The sequence below is a fragment of the Iodobacter fluviatilis genome, from assembly GCF_900451195.1.
GTDB lineage: Bacteria > Pseudomonadota > Gammaproteobacteria > Burkholderiales > Chitinibacteraceae > Iodobacter > Iodobacter fluviatilis.
This window is the reverse complement of the sequence record NZ_UGHR01000001.1, coordinates 2,288,199-2,306,543: the sequence shown is the minus strand read 5'-3', so window position 1 is coordinate 2,306,543 and position 18,345 is coordinate 2,288,199. Positions and strand designations below refer to the sequence as shown.

Annotated in this window: 15 protein-coding genes; 5 read left to right on the top strand and 10 right to left on the bottom strand. The window is 49.1% G+C overall.

The window, feature by feature from the left end; all coding sequences use genetic code 11:
• Positions 1 to 20: 20 nt before the first annotated feature.
• On the top strand, positions 21 to 581 hold the full coding sequence (locus tag DYD62_RS10560; protein WP_115227301.1) for a DUF4442 domain-containing protein: 561 nt from the start codon (positions 21 to 23) through the stop codon (positions 579 to 581).
• A 117-nt stretch (positions 582 to 698) separates the two neighbouring features.
• On the opposite strand, the gene DYD62_RS10555 is transcribed toward DYD62_RS10560, so the two are convergent.
• The 7 genes from DYD62_RS10555 to frdA all read right to left on the bottom strand — a co-directional run bounded on the left by DYD62_RS10555 (position 699) and on the right by frdA (position 10,064).
• Positions 699 to 1,649: an SEL1-like repeat protein gene (locus tag DYD62_RS10555; RefSeq protein ID WP_132038652.1), complete on the bottom strand. Its 951-nt coding sequence runs from the start codon at positions 1,647 to 1,649 to the stop codon at positions 699 to 701.
• Between the two features lie 80 nt (positions 1,650 to 1,729).
• On the bottom strand, positions 1,730 to 3,553 hold the full coding sequence (locus tag DYD62_RS10550) for a phospholipase D-like domain-containing protein (protein WP_115227299.1): 1,824 nt from the start codon (positions 3,551 to 3,553) through the stop codon (positions 1,730 to 1,732).
• The gene (locus DYD62_RS10545; protein ID WP_115227298.1) at positions 3,550 to 6,516 is read right to left on the bottom strand and encodes a type VI secretion system Vgr family protein; all 2,967 of its coding nucleotides are present in this window, start codon (positions 6,514 to 6,516) and stop codon (positions 3,550 to 3,552) included. Before DYD62_RS10545 ends, DYD62_RS10550 begins: the two co-directional genes overlap by 4 nt.
• Before the next feature lie 254 nt (positions 6,517 to 6,770).
• Positions 6,771 to 7,136: a fumarate reductase subunit FrdD gene (gene frdD, locus DYD62_RS10540; protein ID WP_115227297.1), complete on the bottom strand. Its 366-nt coding sequence runs from the start codon at positions 7,134 to 7,136 to the stop codon at positions 6,771 to 6,773.
• The gene (locus DYD62_RS10535; RefSeq protein ID WP_115227296.1) at positions 7,136 to 7,540 is read right to left on the bottom strand and encodes a fumarate reductase subunit C; all 405 of its coding nucleotides are present in this window, start codon (positions 7,538 to 7,540) and stop codon (positions 7,136 to 7,138) included. The genes frdD and DYD62_RS10535 overlap by 1 nt, the downstream gene beginning before the upstream one ends.
• Complete coding sequence (locus tag DYD62_RS10530) at positions 7,537 to 8,289, bottom strand: succinate dehydrogenase/fumarate reductase iron-sulfur subunit (RefSeq protein ID WP_115227295.1); 753 nt, start codon at positions 8,287 to 8,289, stop codon at positions 7,537 to 7,539. The genes DYD62_RS10535 and DYD62_RS10530 overlap by 4 nt, the downstream gene beginning before the upstream one ends.
• Positions 8,286 to 10,064 (bottom strand): fumarate reductase (quinol) flavoprotein subunit, encoded by a 1,779-nt coding sequence (gene frdA, locus DYD62_RS10525; RefSeq protein ID WP_115228270.1) that lies wholly within the window; start codon positions 10,062 to 10,064, stop codon positions 8,286 to 8,288. Before frdA ends, DYD62_RS10530 begins: the two co-directional genes overlap by 4 nt.
• A gap of 239 nt (positions 10,065 to 10,303) precedes the next feature.
• On the opposite strand from frdA, the gene DYD62_RS10520 reads away from it, so the two are divergent.
• Positions 10,304 to 11,440, top strand: a complete 1,137-nt coding sequence (locus DYD62_RS10520; protein WP_115227294.1) for a glycerophosphodiester phosphodiesterase — start codon at positions 10,304 to 10,306, stop codon at positions 11,438 to 11,440.
• A 237-nt stretch (positions 11,441 to 11,677) separates the two neighbouring features.
• Positions 11,678 to 12,820: a glycerophosphodiester phosphodiesterase gene (locus DYD62_RS10515; protein WP_115227293.1), complete on the top strand. Its 1,143-nt coding sequence runs from the start codon at positions 11,678 to 11,680 to the stop codon at positions 12,818 to 12,820.
• A 274-nt stretch (positions 12,821 to 13,094) separates the two neighbouring features.
• Here the strand turns inward: DYD62_RS10515 and DYD62_RS10510 are convergent, their stop codons facing one another.
• On the bottom strand, positions 13,095 to 14,255 hold the full coding sequence (locus DYD62_RS10510) for an iron-containing alcohol dehydrogenase (protein WP_115227292.1): 1,161 nt from the start codon (positions 14,253 to 14,255) through the stop codon (positions 13,095 to 13,097).
• A 183-nt stretch (positions 14,256 to 14,438) separates the two neighbouring features.
• On the opposite strand from DYD62_RS10510, the gene DYD62_RS10505 reads away from it, so the two are divergent.
• Together DYD62_RS10505 and DYD62_RS10500 are read left to right on the top strand one after the other, a co-directional pair.
• Positions 14,439 to 14,852: a nuclear transport factor 2 family protein gene (locus DYD62_RS10505; RefSeq protein WP_115227291.1), complete on the top strand. Its 414-nt coding sequence runs from the start codon at positions 14,439 to 14,441 to the stop codon at positions 14,850 to 14,852.
• 204 nt (positions 14,853 to 15,056) lie between these two features.
• The gene (locus DYD62_RS10500; RefSeq protein ID WP_207916373.1) at positions 15,057 to 15,320 is read left to right on the top strand and encodes a hypothetical protein; all 264 of its coding nucleotides are present in this window, start codon (positions 15,057 to 15,059) and stop codon (positions 15,318 to 15,320) included.
• Positions 15,321 to 15,427: 107 nt separating this feature from the next.
• Here the strand turns inward: DYD62_RS10500 and DYD62_RS10495 are convergent, their stop codons facing one another.
• A complete protein-coding gene (locus DYD62_RS10495) occupies positions 15,428 to 15,889 on the bottom strand; it encodes a hypothetical protein (protein WP_115227289.1) in 462 nt (153 codons plus the stop codon).
• Between the two features lie 42 nt (positions 15,890 to 15,931).
• Positions 15,932 to 18,292, bottom strand: coding sequence for a serine/threonine protein kinase (locus DYD62_RS10490; protein ID WP_115227288.1), 2,361 nt, complete (start codon positions 18,290 to 18,292; stop codon positions 15,932 to 15,934).
• Between the last annotated feature and the right edge of the window lie 53 nt (positions 18,293 to 18,345).

The following is an 18,345-nucleotide window of genomic DNA, read 5'->3' as shown; positions in this document are numbered from 1 at the left end:
CTCACCCACCGGATTCGTGCATGTCGCCCTTCTTTAGAAAAATCGCCCTCGCCATCGTTGCCCGCCCGCGACTTGCCGCCAAGCTGATGAAATTTGGTCTAAATTGGTTTCCCGCCATCCGCCGCACCGGCTGCAAAGTGACAGAAGTATCACCCGATATACGCTATATCCGCGTAGAGCTGCCGCTCAACTGGAAGACGCGCAATATCAATGGCACGATTTTTGGCGGCAGCATGTTTGCCGCCACCGATCCGTTTTATATGAGCATGCTGTATTTTAATCTGGGGGATGATTATGTAGTGTGGGATAAAGGCGGCACCATCCGCTTTAAACGCCCGGGCCGTGGCACGCTGGTGGCCGAATTTAAAGTCGACGAATCCGAGCTCACCGAAATCCGCGACCTGCTCGCCCTTACCCCAGAAATAGACCGCGTCTACCCCGTGCAGCTCATCGATCAAAAAGGCTATGTCTGCGCCGAAGTAGAGCGTGTCTTATACATCGCCCATAAAAGCGCTTACGACAATAAAATGGCAGAAAGACGGGCGAGGCGGGATTTGGCTGAGGCAGAAAGCCCCAAATAAAAACCAATTACAGACAGGCAATTAACTATATATTTCCAAACAAGTACAGCAAGTGAATAACTTAATTAAACAGAAGCCGGCTTATTAAATAATATGCCGGCTTCTGTTTATAAAATATTATTTTTTTAAAGGCATACCCGTTGCCACATCCAAACCTTTCGCTTCCGCCAGTTTTTTTATAAGTGCTTCTGATGGTTTTTCTGGTGCAATATTCGCTTTAAACTCCTTCAGCCATTGAAATGTACCATCCCATTTAGGGAGCTTAGCAGGAGGCAAGGGCGCAATCAGATCTAAATCAGGAACCTTAGGCTTGGCGTAGGAATATGCGCTTAAAAAATCTCCAATTTTTGTATAACGCTGAGCTCTCTCCTCATCTTTACCTAAGGCTAAATAAAATAGTCTGCTATCAACAGACGGTGATCTAAAACCTTTTTCTAATGCAAGAGCAGAGCTATCATCACCTGCTGCCACACCTAATTGAAATGCATTCACTGCTGCATCAAACCTCCGGTATGCAGACTGATGATGACCTAGAGCTGTTGCCGCATTTGCATTACCCTGTTCAGCTGCACACTGCCACATCTGGACGGCCACATCAGGGGCATTATCAATCGCAGATAATTTATCTCCAACATAATACTGGGCATCTGGATTTCCCATATCGGCTGCTTTGCGAAAGTACCGCAAAGCCAATGCAGCATCCTGATGAATGCCCGCACTGCCACTCTTAATATAAAGCCCCATTAAAAAATAACCCGCGGGTATATTATCTTTAATCAACGCCTGCGCCCAATCAGCCATCTCTATTGAATCACCACTAAACTTCTTGCGCATCATGCCATTCTGTAAATTAATACTGGCTTTATAATGACCATGCGCCGTAGCAATGCGATACAAACGACTAATTTCCATATATACAGACTCTTTCTGAGCCAAAATGTTATTTTTATCCAAATAGCGAGCATATTTAAACAACAAATCCGGCTCTGCTGCTAATTCAGGTAAAACATCCTGCTCTTTCGCACAGGAAAAAGCCAATTTAGCCTTTATATTTTCCAATTTATCCATTTTTTTATCCATAAAACCATATACGAAAGAGTGAAGTGAGCAGCTAAACAAGGTAAGAAATAATAACCGTATGAACATTTTCAATCCTGATCAACAATTTTAGGATCATCCCGGTAAAATTCCACCAAGGGCGCAATAGGTAGGTCCTTCAACAACTTAAGAGATTTATTTTTATCCATAATATATTTCCAATTTTTATGGGCGTTTCCTACTTCATCTTGCGCGCCCTCTCCACTTGTATGCATTTTCCATAAGTCACGGCGCAATTTTTGTGTTACTGACATCCACTCATAAGCAATATTTAGCTCGCTATCTACTTCCATACTACGCACATTTACATTAGCAGACCCATGTGTTGTAAATACATCGTTTATAATCATCAATTTGCTATGTATATATACTTGAGTCCACTCATCATATGTTTTCAGCCCATCAAAAAGATTTGCCTTTAGCATAGGATCAGGTGCAACAAGGGTACATATATGCACCTTTAAATGAGGGATGTCTATACTTGGTACACTTATTTCTTTATCCTTTAGTTCTTCTTTCTTTTTCTTTAACTCATCTATTTTTTTCTGAGCTTCATCCTGGTCAATAGATGGGTTAGCCTTGACCTTAATTTCTTCATTTATCTGACGAGATACATCCTTAACTTTAATTTTTCGTGCGATACCTGGAATAACATCTGCACGACCTAAACTATCTAACATTTCATATGTTTTAAGCGTCCCCGGCCCAACGCCTTCATCACTCGAATTAGTAATTACAAACAGATATAGGTAATCATGCTCACTCGGGTCACGACCAAAATCAGCCTGAGCTTTTGCAGCCTTTTTAATTGCTTCTGCAAAGGGTGGCCAGCGAAAATATTGATTCTCAATATAAATAAAGCTGCTTGCATTATTGATTGCTTGCAAGTAAATCTTTTCAATATCGCGCTTATTATCCTGAGCTTGAGTACGTAATATCTGAGCCATAAGCTGGGTTTCCCCATCATCAGATCTAGGGGTAAACAACAAAGCAGTCTCTTTTGCCCGACGCAAGCTCAACAAATCTTCTTTTGTTTCCCTTTGCCAAGCCGTAGCAAAATTATGATGTAAATGTTCTAAAATTGGGCCATTTACTTTACTAGAAATATCCTGACGTGGTTTACTGCCATTAGCCCCTAAATGGCCGGGAAAACGCTGTACGCTATGTGTGCTGTTATCCCAGTATTCGTCAAGCATATTATGCCCCATTACAAAACCGACGGCAGTCTCAGGACTTTCGTAATCAATTAACACCATTTTTTGATGATGTGTAGCTGTTGAGGCCAATACAGCACTCATTGTCTTGCTAATTTTATGATCGAGACTATTTGTACGTGAATAATTAAAAATCTCTGCGCGATCCGATGCATCAAATCCACGCCCAACAAAACGCAATGAAATATCCTTGCGAGCCTCAGAATATTTGCTAAACCATTCCACATCTGTAGCATAAACTTCATCACTTGTTTGCTGCATAGCCCGGTCACCCAAGCGAATTTTTTTATACCCTGGAAGATTAGACTCCCCTCCTAACCCAGATACATTTACCCCTACAGGAACCATGCTCCAACCCAACACTCTTACTTGCACTTTATCCTCTTTAGCCTTTTTCTCAAGCAAAGCGCCAATCGAGAGATGTTTACCATCACGAATAAAATGCATAGATGGCTGAAACCCCCAGCAAACAATATCAATTGATTTAACTGCCTTCGCTATTTCTTCGTAAACAGCTTTGAATGTTTCCTCCCCATTAATCAGCGGCTGATAAGCAGCAGGCACAGGGTGGTATTCAGTCTCTTGTACAAACCATGGAGAAGTTAAAGTAGCAGTACTTGTATTTGTTGTAGAAAGAGGAACCACAATTGGTTTACTCATTTTGCTGTTCCTTTAGTGGTAGTTATCCCTTTAATTAGATCGGTATAAATCTGACGATGATCCGTATGTCCTTCGGGCTTATTCACATCGGAGTCTGTTTTCGAACGATGGCTTTGAAAACCTTTGTTCGCCAAAACCCCTTGTTCAGGATTGCGATATTCACTTGGCACAGGAAGCTGATAAACAATTCCATTTGCCAGTTCAATCTTATAATTTTGGGTCACAATCTCATGTTCGACAGGAAGTTGACCTGAAGCATCTAATACTCCATGTTTAATAGTCACCCCGTCAGCGTATAATTTATAGGGCATACCAGCCCAACCAAAACCATTCGCGTTCGGCGCTTGCTGTATTTGAAATATTAAACTTTGCTTTGGCACTCCCTTTGGAAAGGCTGGATGCTGTGCTGTCATCTTATCCGGACCGCTCACATCATGATTAGCGCCTTTCACCGTAACCGTCCCTGGGCAATGGATCTCGATATTGCCGCCTTTTAGCCGGATATAGCCGCCCCCAGCGGTGACCAGAATTTCGTCTTTAGCAACGACGTGGATGCTTTCTTTGCAGGCGGTGATTTTTAAATCTTTGTCACCGGTAATTTCAATATCGTCGCTTTGCGCCTGCAGCTGGATTTTGCCTTTGGCGGCGATTAGTTTGAGGGCGACTTGGTCTTTTACCCCAGCCACAAACAGGCTGATGTGTTGACCAACGTTATGTATCCAGCGGCGGCCGGAGGTTTGGTTGGTGTCTCTTTGGGCAACCAGATCTAGGTTGGTGCCTGCGGCAAGGGTCTGGCTTTGCGGGCTGGTGATCGCTACGCCGTCTTCCCCGTGCAGCAATATAATTTTTTGTTGGCCAGCCTGATCTTTGGATTTGCTCTTGCCGTCTTTATCGGTGTTGCTGCCCGCTTCAAAGCTTTTGCTGGCGTGCACATGGTGGTGCAGATGGCCGGTGGTGGCTTTGTCGCCTGCACTGTTGTCGGGCTTAACGGTTTTATCGCCTTCACCGGTTTCTATGGTGTCGGCGAGCTGATTGGTGGCCGTTTCACCCAAGCTTTGGGCGAGTGCCAGCGCGGATTCCAGCTGGCTTTGTGCGGGGCTGTGGTCGAGCTGTTTGCCGCTGGCCCCGCCTTTGGCTTCAGTACTGATGAGTAAGCCATTGGCGCGGATTGCGCCCTGGTTATCGGTGCACAGCTCGAAGCCTTCGCCGCGTGGCTCACCCTTGCCGTCGGCTCTTGGGTGGATTAAGTAGCCGAGGTTGAGCTGGGTTTTGCCATGCTCACTGGATAATTTGGTACGGACTTCGCCCTTGGTGTCGTCAAACAGCAGCTCGCCATACTGGCCGCCTTCATGCTCTTTGGTTTTGATACCGGATAGGGTTTTGTTGGCGGGCAATGCACCTGCGCCGCTGAATGCGGGTACGGGGTGGCTGCCGTTATAGACCACGCCAGTGATGATGGGCCGGTCGATGTCGCCTTCGATAAAATCGACTAAAACTTCCTGGCCGATGCGCGGGATAAACTGGTGGCCCCAGCTTGCGCCTGCCGATGGGTAGGCGACGCGGATCCAGCAGGAGGATTTGTCATCCAGATTGACACCAAACTCGGGATGCTCTGCGCCCCGCTGCCAGTGGAACTGCACCTTAATTCGGCCTTGTTCGTCGGTATGCACCTCTGCACCAGCGGGGCCGACCACGGTGGCCGTTTGTACGCCACGGCTTTTGGGTTTGCTGTGCTCGATATGGGCAAAATCAGGCGTAATCGGCTGGCCGCGCCTTTGAGCGGTGAAGTGGGCTTCATAGGGTTTGGCGGCATCGGAGGCCAAAAGGCTGGGCGCGACCAAGCCCAGTTGCTGGCTTAAATCCACGGGTAGATTATTTTGCGCGGTGAATGTCAGCCCGGTAACGGCAAATTCGCGCTGCTCGGCGCTGTCCCACTCATGTGCGGGGTGGTCTTCCAAGCGGAACCACTGCCCGGCCTGCAAGGCACGCAAAGTGCCAGAGCCGGTAAAGGATTTCTTTTGCCCATCATGCGCCTGCTGACGCAATTGGGCGTAGTGGCTGAGCCCTTCGGCATCACTAGCGTAATAAAGGGCTTGCGGGTCGTAATCTTCAAAACTGGCCTGCAGCTGCTGGCCGCCATCGCCCTGGTCGATACGGCTTTCATCAAAGCTTTGGCTGGTGCTGGTGGCTTTGTAATCAAAGCTCGCCAAAGATACGCTGCTGCTGCCCACCTGGCGCTGGCTGTTCCACTCGGTGAGCGCGTCAGATTCTTCTGTGGCATCGGCGCGGTGGAAGCGCACCTGCATTTCTTGTGCTTCGGGTAGCGCAAAAGCATCGTCAAAAATGACCAGCTGCACCTGCGGATTGTCGCCCGGCAGATGTTCGAATCTCCATGCCAAACCTTCCTCGGCTAATAATCGCGTCAGAAAATCGAAATCGGATTCACGGTATTGTAAGCAGTAAGAGCGCGGGCCGTGTGTGCCAGAGAGTTTGAAATCCAGCGTTTGCACGGCGGCAAACACGGGGTTTTTAGCCTGGTGTTCGGCTAAAACTTGTTTAACGATATCGGGGACGGATAGGTCTTGAAATACGCGAGAAGTGCGGCGGTAGCGGAGTAAGGCAAAAGGCGGTTCTGCCGTCAGTGCGTATTTAGCAAATCCCCCATCTGAGCCCAACAATTGCGCTTGCGAGATGACACCACAGCGCTCAACCGCATCGCCATTGGCATCAGCCACCGATAAAACAATGGGTAAACCGAGTAAGGATTTAAGCTCTAAAGCGCCATCAGGGGATAAGCAATCGATCTGATAGCGGTAAGCCTGGTTAATCCCTTCGCTGCCATCCACCCGCTGAGGTAAAAGCTGCTCACCCCATGCGGCACCATCGCCCAGCTGCAGAGAAATAAGCCGCTGGTTTTGTGAGAAAGCAGCGGCAAAGGAGGCGAGCAAATCATTTAGGTTCATAATGAATCAAGGGCTTACGCGAAGTTCACAATATTACACGAAACTTTACTTCGGCATGCACATGTATTATTTATGCCTTACCCTAAAAATAAATAGCTCACCCTATTGATAAAAAAGACGCCAGATTTTGCGCCAAATAAAAACAACTTTTATAGGTGACGTGGCTCACACATGGCATTATTTACCCCAAAAACCATCAGAGTAAGGCTGCATTTCCAGCCACAAAAGAGCGCAACTGCAACACCACCCTGCCATCAAAAACCGATAGCCAATATCGCCCACAGTGTTGCCACTGTACCGACAAAGGCAATACCGTAGCAAAGCAGCCGCGCCACGGGGCCAGCGTGAATACCAACATCGTGCAGGCTATGAAAAATACGATGTACCGCATGCCATAAAAACAGCGCAATAATAGCCAGAATCAAAGCTTTGCCCACAAGGTGCTGGGCAAAGCCCTGCATATTTGCGTAAGAAAAGAGTTCTGCAGGCAGCAAGCCTAGCGGTACCGCAAAGCTGGTAATGAAGACCAGCACGGCCCCAATCAGCGCAGACAACATACCGCCCGCACCAAAAAGCAGCCAGAAGATCGGCTCGTTAGAGCGCTTTAAATTGGCTTTCATCACATTCCCCTCGCTAAAAACCACAGCACTGCAAACACCAGCGCACTCGCACCCACAGCAGCAGCAATGCCTGCCGCTGTAATAGTGGCTGCTGCGACTTTTTGTCCGCCAATTTTCATCGGCGGCAAGGTGCGCGGCATGATTTTGAACCATGTGTAGCCGTGGTAAAGCATCGCGGCAAAGATTGCCAGATTAATGATCAGTATCGGCCCGCTCGCCATAAAGGCACGATAGCTATTCCATGCAGCCTCGCCTTGTGTAAGGCAAATCAGCCCCGCGAGTAGCTCCAGCGCGTAAGCCAGCACAAAAAAGGCCGTGCCTTCGTGCACCATATACTCAATAAAAAAAGGATTGCGCTGCCACCAGCCGGCCATAGGGCGGATATAGGGTTTTCTGGCATTCATTTGCAGCCGCCTTTTTGATCAGGTGAAGGCAAAAAGCGAAAGAAAAAGTCGCGTGCGCTTGCCATCTTATTGATATTCACCGCATTGGCCGGGTCAACCATTTTTGGGCAGACCTCGGAGCAATACCCCACGGCAGTGCAGTTAAATACGCCGACTTGCGAGTTAATCAAAGCCATGCGCTCGTCTGCACCGCCATCACGCGAATCTAGGTTGTAGCGCTGTAACAGCGCAATGGCACCGGGGCCGATAAAGTCGGGATTTAGCCCCACCTGCGGGCAGGCTGCGTAGCACAGCATGCAGTTAATACAGCCTGCAAATTGCGAGTACACATCCATTTCGGCAGGCGTTTGCAGGTATTCCCCTTCCTGCAAAGATTTGGCTTCTTTCGGGATAAGGTAGGGCTTCACGCTTTCCAGCTTTTCGATAAAGCTGTCCATCACCACGACCAAGTCTCGCTCGATCGGGAAATGCGCCAGCGCTTCGATTTTGACGCCCTTTGGGTAATCCCTCAGAAAGGTTTTACACGCCAAGGCAGGCTTGCCATCCACCATCATGCCGCAGCTGCCGCAAATGGCTTGCCTGCAAGACCAGCGAAAGCTTAATGTGCCATCCAGCTCGTCCTTGATATAGTTCAGCGCGCCCAGCACAGATAAATCATCGCTAAAGGGCACCGCATAATCTTGCCAGACCGGATGCTCGTCTTGCTCCGGGCGGTAGCGAAGGATGGATACGGTTACTTGGGTATTCATGCGTTTTTCTCCATCTTTTCGGCGGCTTCCCCAGCCGCGCCATAGGCACGCACTTTGGGTGCTGAGCGGGTGATTTTTACATCGCTATAAGTGAGTGTTGGCGCTGCGCTGCCTTGGTAATGCGCAAGGGAATGCTTCAAGAAATTCACATCGTCGCGCGCTTCATAGCCATCAAGGCGCTGATGCGCGCCGCGTGATTCTCGCCGGTGCAGCGCTGAGTGCGCCATGGCTTCGGCCACATCCAGCTGATAGCCCAGCTCGATGGCCAGCAGCCATTCGCTATTCCATACGGTGGATTTATCTTCAACGCGGATATTTTGATAGCGCTGTTTTAGCTCAGCCAATTTATGGCAAGTGGCTTGCATGCTGGCTTCTAAGCGATAAATCCCGCAACCGTCTTCCATGGTTTGCGCCATTTCACGGCGAATATCGGCCGCACGCTCGCTGCCCGTCTGCTGACGGATTTGCAAAGCAGGCAAGGCAGCCGCTTCGGCTAATTTTAGTAAGGCATTGCTGTTTCTTGGCCCTGCTGATTGGGCATAGCGCGTGGCGGATTCGCCCGCTACTTTGCCAAAAACAGAAAGCTCGGCAAGGGAATTAGAGCCAAGACGATTCGCACCATGAATCCCCACGCTAGAGCATTCGCCTGCAGCAAATAGACCGGGCAGAGATGCCGCACAGTGGATATCCACCGGAATGCCGCCCATGGTGTAATGCACCGCAGGGCGCACAGGAATCGGCTGAGTTACTGGGTCGATATCCATAAATTCGCGCGCCAGCTCGCAAATTTGCGGCAGACGCTCGTGCAGTGTTTTTGCGCCCAAGTGGCGTAAATCCAGATGCACTACCGCGCCATAGCGGCCTTCAATGGTGCGATTCTTTTGCATTTCATGCCAAAACGCTTGCGAAAGCCTGTCTCGCGGGCCAAGCTCCATCGCCTTATTGCGCGGCTTATCTTCGGCGGGGCCTAGGCCATAATCTTGCAGATAGCGATAGCCCTCTTTATTCACCAGTAAGCCGCCTTCACCACGGCAGGCTTCGGTAAACAGCAGGCCCGTGCCGGGCATACAGGTAGGGTGGTATTGCACGAATTCCATATCGCGCAGCGGCACGCCGTGGCGATAAGCCACTGCCATACCGTCACCAGTCACAATCCCACCATTGGTATTTTCGCGGAACACCCGCCCAGCACCACCGGTAGCCATCACGACCGCGCCCGCTTCGATCAGAATAAATTCACCGCTGGCAATTTCGATCGCCAGGATGCCCTGCACGCGGCCATCGGCCACGATTAAATCGACCAAAAAATACTCATCAAAACGCGTAATTGAAGGGTATTTCATCGAGGTTTGAAACAGCGTGTGCAGCATATGAAAGCCTGTTTTATCTGCCGCAAACCAAGTGCGCTCAATTTTCATGCCGCCAAAGGGGCGCACATTGATATGGCCGTCTTCCTTACGGCTCCACGGGCAGCCCCAATGCTCCAGCTGCACCATTTCGCGTGTGCATTCGCCCACAAAATAATCGACCACATCCTGCTCGCACAGCCAATCACCACCAGAAACCGTGTCATTGAAATGATGCTCAAAGCTATCATGCGCCTGCACCACGCCAGCCGATCCGCCCTCTGCCGCCACCGTGTGGCTGCGCATGGGGTAAACCTTAGACAGCAGCGCCACCGTTTGAGTTGGGTCGGCCTCTGCCGCAGCAATCGCCGCCCGCAAACCAGCACCACCTGCCCCTACAATCACCACATCAGCTTTAAATACCCGCATATCACTTCGCTTACGCCATGCTTGGCGAATCAAATCAGAAGCCATCAATGTAAGGGAGTTGTACTGAAAGCGGCTTGATCCTGATCATCTGCAAGACAAGTCGCAATTGTCATAGTACTGAAAGAGCCGTGACAAGCAGAGCTAGTGCAAAAGTGCACTACCCTCGTAGGGAATGAAAGCCTTAGAATCCTTTTAAAAACACAGCACGCTGACTTCTTAATTACATGGGTTAAATATTGATGAAAAAGTACTTGGCACTCGCCGCCATCATAGCCGCGATAAGCGCCGCCTATGCAGCGCCCACCCTGACAGGCAAAGCGCCTTTAGTGATTGGACATCGCGGTACATCGGGTTATTTGCCTGACCATACGCTGGCAAGCTATCGTATGGCGATCGAAATGGGCGCAGATTATATCGAGCCAGATTTAGTCTCAACCAAGGATGGCATATTGATTGTGCGGCACGAAACCACGCTAAAAGACAGCAGCGATGTGGCATCCCGCCCCGAATTTGCCTCCCGTAAGCGCAAATTCAAAATCGATGGCATTGAAAAAGAGGGCTGGTTTACTTTTGACTTTACGCTGGCAGAAATTAAAACCCTCAGGGCTATTCAGCCCCGCTCAGACCGATCTCAGGCCTATAACGGGCAATTTCAAATCATGACTTTTGATGAATTACTCACGCTACGAGAGGAAAAATCCAAAGAAACTGGCCGTGAAATTGGTATTTACCCAGAAACCAAACATTCCACCCTGCATCAGCAACTAGGCCTGCCGCTTGAAGAAAAGCTCGTTGCCGCACTGACTAAACACGGTTTAAACCACAAGGATGCGCCCGTTTTTATTCAATCCTTTGAGACGCACAGCCTTAAAATATTACGCAAACTAACCCCCGTAAAATTAGTGTTCTTAGTCGATGGCCACGATGTGCGCCCGGATGGCAGCATTGCTGCAAACCGGCCCTACGATTATGTAATCAGCGGCGACCCGCGCAGCTACGCCGAGATGATGACGCCAGCGGGGCTGCATGAAATAAGGCAATTTGCAGATGGCATAGGCCCGTGGAAAGCTTATTTAATCGGGTGGAAATATAAAACAGGAGCCGATGGCAAAATCATTGATTTAAATGGCGATAAAGAAATTGATCAGCGTGATGCCGTGCTCTTAGCACCCACCAATCTGGTGCATGAAGCACATAAGGCCGGGCTGCTGGTCCACCCCTTTACTTTCCGTAACGAGGCGGGGCTTTTAGCCTCCGATTACAAAGGTAAGCCTGAAGCAGAATACCTTGCTTATTTTGCACTGGGTGTTGATGGCGTGTTTTCTGACTTTAGCGATACGGCCGTTGCGGCCAGAAAGCACTTTTTAACGCACTAAACAACGCCAGCCTCTACACCGCTTTAGCCTGAACGTTTTGCCAGAAAAACCTTTAAGGCTAAAGCTCTTTCACAAAAACAGCCCCCGGATAGAAACAAGACTAATCCCTGACATTCCCCAACGGATACAGACCTCCCTCATTGTGGATTTAAGCAATAGCCTCCTTTCATAAAAAACACAACACTGTTGCTTTGCGTTGTTTTTTGTTGATTTATTGTTTTTTAAACGGGGTAAGCAATGAAGAAATGGTCTGTTTTAGCCATCATGATCGCAGCAAGCGGAGCCGGGCAAGCCTTTGCGGCCCCCACATTAACGGGCAAAGCGCCCCTTGTACTGGGGCATCGAGGCGCAGCAGGATATTTGCCTGACCACACGCTAGCCGGATATAGCAAAGCCATTGCCATGGGCGCTGATTATATTGAGCCTGATTTGGTTTCCACCAAAGATGGTGTACTCATCGTGCGCCATGAGCCCAATATTAAAGACACCAGCGATATTGCATCGCACCCTGAATTTGCTGCACGTAAACGCAAATTTAAAATTGATGGCGTAGAGGAAGAAGGCTGGTTTGTTTTTGACTTTACCCTCGCCGAAATCAAAACACTCAGAGCGATTCAGCCACGCGCTGACCGCTCTGCCGCCTATAACGGCCAGTTTGAGATTGTGACTTTTGATGAGGTACTGGCCTTGCGCGCCGCCAAATCAAAAGAAACCGGCCGTGACATCGGTATTTATCCAGAAACCAAGCACCCCACTCTGCACCAGCAACTCGGCCTGCCGCTAGAAGAAAAACTGATTGCGGCACTCAAAAAACACGATCTCAACCACAAAGATGCCCCCGTTTTTATTCAATCATTTGAAACCAGCAATCTTAAAACACTACGTAAGCTCACCCCCGTCAAGCTGGTCTTTTTAGTCGATGGCAACGAGGTGCGCGCAGATGGCAGTATAGATTCGGGCAAGCCTTACGATTTTGTCGTAAACGGCGACCCACGCAGCTTTGCCGATATGCTGACCCCGGCAGGACTCAAAGAAATCAAGCAGTTTGCAGATGGCATCGGCCCTTGGAAGCCTTATTTGATGAGCTGGAAATTTAAAACGGATGCAGAGGGCAAAAAGATCGATGTAAACGGCGATAAAGAAATCGACCAGCGTGATGCAACACTTCTACCACCATCTAGTGTGGTGCAGGATGCGCACAAAGCAGGGCTATTTGTACACCCGTTTACTTTTCGCAATGAAGCCAAATTATTAGCCTCAGACTTCAAAGGCAACCCTGAAGCAGAATACGAAGCTTACTTCGCACTGGGTGTAGACGGCGTATTTTCTGACTTTAGTGATACAGCCCTTGCCGCCAGAAAACACTTTCTAGCTAAGTAAATCAGCACATTTTTCAAAGCCTTGATCGTAGTTTAAGGGGCCGCCTCTGCTGTAAAACAAATCGATCAAGGCTCTCTGCAATAGCACACAATCCGAACTAGGGTTCAATAAATTTACTCATGATCTAATCGCTTGATTACAGTGTTTTACTGATAGAGCCGAAGCACGTAAAACGAGGCGAATAAGGTAATCAATATCTCTTTGACTTCCTTAGCCGCCTCAATATTCACTTCAGTTTAAGATGTAATGCAATTGCACAACACATCATTACGCCCTAACCCGCCGCCCGCACAATCGCCATACAATCGGCCAATGTCAGCCTGCCACGCTCCCCCAGCGGGAAAGCCTTATGCTTAGGCAGTAAATCACCAACAGCCAGCGCCACTTCATCTGCATTCAGCCCGTATGCTGCCAGATGCGTGAGCAAACCCATACGCTCAAAGAAATCGACCGTGGCATCAATCGCAGCATGGGCCACTTCGTTGTCACTACCAGTCAGCCCCCACACGCGGCGGCCATATTGGGCGAGTTTAAGTAATTTATCGTCAAAGCAATATCGCAGTAAGCTTGGCAGCACCACCGCCAGCGTCTGGGCGTGATCCATATCGTAAAGCGTAGTCAGCTCGTGCCCGATGGCGTGACTTACCCAATCCTGTGGCTGCCCAACGCCAACCAAACCAAACAAGGCTTGATTGGCACACCACATATAGTTAGCCCGAGCGTCGATATCTTCGGGATAAGCCAGCGTGGTCGGCCCGACCTCGATCAGCGTGGATAAAATTCCTTCGGCCAATCTATCCTGTAAACGCGCTTCGGCTGGGTAAGTCAGGTATTGCTCGGTCGTATGGATAAACGCATCGACTACGCCATTACTGATCTGGCGCGGAGGCAAGCTTTGCGTCAGCGCCGGATCAAGCACCGCACAGCGCGGGAACACCATGGCATTTTTAAACGACATTTTATCTTGCGTAGCACGGCGTGAAATCACCGAAGCAAAATTACTCTCAGCCCCTGTAGCAGGTAAAGTCAGCACCACAGCAATCGGCAAGGCGCGCCGGACCGGGGTGCGATTACCCACAATCAACCAAGGATCAATCTCCTTCTCCAGCAACGCGGCTGCCGCAATAAACTTAGCGCCATCGATAACCGATCCCCCACCCACGGCCAGTACCCAATCCACTTCAGCGTCTTTCGCCTGAGCCACCGCCAGCATCAGCGTTTCGTACTCTGGGTTAGCCTCAATACCTGCAAATTCAAAGATTTCATGCTGGTGCAAAGCCGCAATCACCTGCTGATAAACGCCATTTTTCTTAATGCTGCCACCACCAAAAACCAAAAGCACCCGACTGCCCGCAGGAATCTCCCCCGCCAGTTGCGACACCTGCCCCTGCCCAAAATGAATACGTGTGGGCGCGTAGAAACTAAAATTCTGCATGATGATCCTCCCAAGCCAAGTGCAAAGCTTACACCCACTCTAGAGCGCAGGCAGCATATTGGCAGGAATGCCGCAAGCAGGGCATAGATTAATCGTTCACCGTACCATCACAGACATTACAATGACATCAGCACGCAATATGATCAGATCTAAGCTATCGCATCTCACTCACGAGCCCCTGCCATGACTACTCAGAACGTTGCCAACCATATTCGTCAAACAGAACACGCCCGATTATCCGCCCTAGTTCAGGGCCATATCGAAGCGGCTAGCGCCCTGCATGCGCCGGATTTTCAGCTGATAACCCCTGTGGGCGACACGCTGAGCAAGGCCCAATATTTGGGGGCAATTGCTGGCGGGCAAATCAAATACCTAAACTGGGAACCATCCACAATCGACGTGCGCGTATTTGGCTCTGCCGCCATCATCCGCTACCGCTCCAGCCTGTCAGTTATTTTTGGTGGCTATACCGTGCCGCCTGCACAATACTGGCATACCGATTTTTACGAGATGCGCGACGACATCTGGCAAGTTGTCTGGTCTCAGGCGACTGAAATTCGCCCTGTCAGCTCAAGAGGCGAAGTGCTTACGAGCTAAGGCCACTGAGTGGCATGCGTATTCAAGCAGGCCTGAGCTGCGTAAACTGCGCGGCTCAGTAAAATTAAGGCGTTGAACATGTCACTCAAAGCAACCTAGTATCAGGACAAGCTGAAGAAAAAAGCCAAACGCGGCTTTCAAGGCTATCCCATCGCAACCGTTACTTTTTATGGACCTGACAATCAGCTTGCCAGCAAAGTTTCTGTGGGCATTATTCAGGAAGAAGGCGGCGAAGTAACAGCAATGGAGCGCTGGCTAGATGAGGAGAGTGATATTCGCAAGAATGGCGCCGTTATTGCAGAAGTACTGGCCTTCATCGCCAGCCACGATGCGTTTTCAGTGATCTCGCCTGAGCGCATTTTGGGCTGCCCGCACGAAGAAGGCAGCGATTATCCCGCTGGCGAAAAATGCCCGAAGTGCGATTATTGGGCAAACCGGGACCGGTTTACGGGTAAGTTGCTTGCTTAATTAATATCAAGGGGAGCACAAAGCGTGTTCCCCCTAAAGCATATAACGCTTACAAATTGATAAAAACAATTCAAAAAATATAAACAAAACCTGTAAAGACATCTTAATCACATAAAATTCAGCCCGCCATGACAACGCTGAACTTGAAAAGTCTCTTGAGAAAAACCACGCTCAGTCATGCATCGGTCAAAAAAGAGACCTTCAGCATATTTTTTTGAACGCTGATTTAATTGCTCCCGCTCTTCGCCCAAACATTTTTCATAAAGTCTTGATCGAAATGCAATTAATTGAGGACTTTGATTATCCAGGACCTTTCCTGAGCGGGAAACAAAGGTCATTTGTTCCTTGCTGTTTATCTCAGCACAAAGTTGTTCCTGCGTTTTTAAGTTATGTTTCTTCTCCTCTTGCTCCGCAAGCTGCAGTGCCTCGCTCTGGCATCGCAGCTCTGCTCTTGCTAAAGGCTCACTTGCACGATCAGTCACCCATCGTGTTTCGTTAACCGTTGTTTGATAGCTGCAACACCCGGAAAATATAAAAACAATACTTATAAACAATAGATATTTATACATTTCATTCCAGAAAAAATTCTAATCTAAATTTGATTTTACCTGCTATAGCCCCATCTGCTTTTGCCTGATCGCAAGCAAAGCCTGGTTTCTAAGCGTTTTGAGCAAATTTAATTCCTTACCCGCTATTTTTAAATTGCCCGCCTTGGTTTTGTCGGCATAAAGCAAACCAATGGTGCGTTTCTCCAGCACAAGGGGGAAAATAATAAAGGTTTGCGATGTTAGCGCACTGCGATACCAGGACGGAATACGAGTTTTGATTGAATCCATATTGATATCTTCAATAAAAATATCTGCGTTTCTTTCCATTGCCACCTGAAAAACATCCACGGCCTTATCTAAATCTATTTGAAAACGCGGAATAATTTCGCCGATATCTGTACCAAAACCAAAACGCCCTACGATCTGATTTTTTTTAGGATCACGCGTCGCAATTAAAACATGCTCAAAGCCCATACTCCGATACATGGTTTCTAAAATCATTCTTAATAAATCATTTAATTTAAAACTCGTCACTAGCGTGTTTGTAATATCCTGCACTCCCGCTGATAAAGATTCCGCAGCAGGCCGTATGGATTCATCCGGCGTCACCGTTTCTGAATTGGAATCAAACTGGCCTGTGCGTAATTGCGCTCTTTCTAAGGTATCTGCCACCTGCGGCGCATTCTTTTTATCGGTCAGTACGCCCGTCAGCATGCGCAGCTGATTGGCAAAATCACTTTGCTGAATATCTACCCCTAAAATACCCAAATACCCCAAATAAGCCGATGCCGAATCCTTCAGTAGATCGCCCAATTCACGTGCACTCCAGGCATAGGCGGGCCTGATCCTTTTCTCAACCTCATGGAGGCCGCGCTCTGCAGCAGAAGGGGGCAAGTGGATCAAAGGCACAAGCGCCGCACCAATATTGGCAAATAAACGCAGCCGTTCGGTTTGATTTTGCGGCGGTTTCACCGGCCCTTCAGGCAGATGACGCATACTGACCAGCATACGCTCAGGGAAATTCCAGCTTTGCGCCACACCCATGCCCAGCTCTCTGAAGCTTAAGCCCAGCACCTGCACCGATGCGTGCTCTTCGTTACCACCTGCCTGCACCCGTTTATTAATTTCAATATTTTCTTCATGAAAATAATAAACCGTCAGCAGCTTACCCAGCGCCGTAAACATGCCGCAAATCAGGGCTTCTTCTACATCCCGCGCGCCGCTTTTTTTACCCAGCTCACGCGATAAAACGCCACCAAAAAAGGCACTCAGCACGGCATCTTTCAGCGTAATAGCCTGTGCCTTATTGTGCATATGCTCAAACAGCAGCAGCGTAATCGCTAAATTACGAATGGCATCAAAACCCAGAATCACAATTGCTCTGGAAATCGTGCTGATGGTGCCGCCAAAATGCCCAAAGCTGGCAGAGTTCACAATTCGGAGTAATTTATTGGTCAGCGAAAAATCCTGCAAAATCACCTCAGATAAAACCTGTAAGCGCTCTGCATCGCCCTCGTTAATTTTATTGATGGCCGTTACGGCTTGCGATAAGGCAGGAAAATCAGCGGTATGGCGCATGCGCCTGAGCAAAAAATCCAGCGTACTGTTGCCGCTGCCCTCGCCGCTTTCAGGCTGATTCTGCCCACCCAGCCATTCACGCAGCGCCAGCAACATCGCCTTGGCATCGTGATAACGCTCTTGCGGGTTTTTAAACAGGGCCACCATCACGAGGTGATCCAATTTTTCATCCACGCTGTCTTTCAGACTGGATGGCGGCACAAACGGCTCGTTGGCCACACGGTGTAAAATGGTATAAACCGACTCCCCTTCGGCTGCCGATCTGCCCGTCAGCATCTGGTACAGCGTCATCCCCACCGCAAACACATCAGCTTCGGCATCTACGGGCAAATTCTGCATCATCTCCGGCGCCATATAGCCGGCTGTGCCTATCATCTCGCCCGGCTCTTTATTACCACGCCTGGCGGCAATCCCAAAATCCATCAACCGTGGGCGGTTCTGCTCATCGAGCATCACATTGTGTGGCTTGATATCACGGTGAATCAGCCCTTCGGCATGGGCATAGGCCAGACCTTCCAACAGACCGCAGATGATTTCCACGGCTTGCACCGGCTGCATGGCCCCTTCTTTAGCCAGAAGCTGAGCCAGTGTCTGACCATGAACATACTCAAACACCAGACAGGGATGACCATTGCTGATCAGGGTATCGTAGAGCGCAACAATATTGGGGTGCTGCAAGCGGCTGACTATTTTGGCTTCGTCAACGCTTTTAGCAGAATGGCTATGCAATACTTTAATCGCAACCAATCTATCCAACTGCGTATCATTCGCAAGAAACACCAAGCCCTGCGCACCTTGCCCCAGCTCTTTAACGACTTTAAACCGGCCCCCTCCAAATTCTTTCATAACGACGCTTTCCTTTTTCTTCTTAGCAATATAGCCTTAGCGCGCTTAAATCT

Excerpts from the sequence above, each read along its gene's own strand:
- DYD62_RS10495 (WP_115227289.1), bottom strand. The coding sequence starts at position 15,889 with ATGTATAAATATCTATTGTTTATAAGTATTGTTTTTATATTTTCCGGG.
- frdD (WP_115227297.1), bottom strand. The coding sequence starts at position 7,136 with ATGAAAGCCAATTTAAAGCGCTCTAACGAGCCGATCTTCTGGCTGCTT.
- frdA (WP_115228270.1), bottom strand. The coding sequence starts at position 10,064 with ATGCGGGTATTTAAAGCTGATGTGGTGATTGTAGGGGCAGGTGGTGCT.
- DYD62_RS10545 (WP_115227298.1), bottom strand. The coding sequence starts at position 6,516 with ATGAACCTAAATGATTTGCTCGCCTCCTTTGCCGCTGCTTTCTCACAA.
- DYD62_RS10550 (WP_115227299.1), bottom strand. The coding sequence starts at position 3,553 with ATGAGTAAACCAATTGTGGTTCCTCTTTCTACAACAAATACAAGTACT.
- DYD62_RS10505 (WP_115227291.1), top strand. The coding sequence starts at position 14,439 with ATGACTACTCAGAACGTTGCCAACCATATTCGTCAAACAGAACACGCC.
- DYD62_RS10555 (WP_132038652.1), bottom strand. The coding sequence starts at position 1,649 with ATGGATAAATTGGAAAATATAAAGGCTAAATTGGCTTTTTCCTGTGCG.
- DYD62_RS10510 (WP_115227292.1), bottom strand. The coding sequence starts at position 14,255 with ATGCAGAATTTTAGTTTCTACGCGCCCACACGTATTCATTTTGGGCAG.
- DYD62_RS10535 (WP_115227296.1), bottom strand. The coding sequence starts at position 7,540 with ATGAATGCCAGAAAACCCTATATCCGCCCTATGGCCGGCTGGTGGCAG.
- DYD62_RS10520 (WP_115227294.1), top strand. The coding sequence starts at position 10,304 with ATGAAAAAGTACTTGGCACTCGCCGCCATCATAGCCGCGATAAGCGCC.
- DYD62_RS10490 (WP_115227288.1), bottom strand. The coding sequence starts at position 18,292 with ATGAAAGAATTTGGAGGGGGCCGGTTTAAAGTCGTTAAAGAGCTGGGG.
- DYD62_RS10515 (WP_115227293.1), top strand. The coding sequence starts at position 11,678 with ATGAAGAAATGGTCTGTTTTAGCCATCATGATCGCAGCAAGCGGAGCC.
- DYD62_RS10560 (WP_115227301.1), top strand. The coding sequence starts at position 21 with ATGTCGCCCTTCTTTAGAAAAATCGCCCTCGCCATCGTTGCCCGCCCG.
- DYD62_RS10530 (WP_115227295.1), bottom strand. The coding sequence starts at position 8,289 with ATGAATACCCAAGTAACCGTATCCATCCTTCGCTACCGCCCGGAGCAA.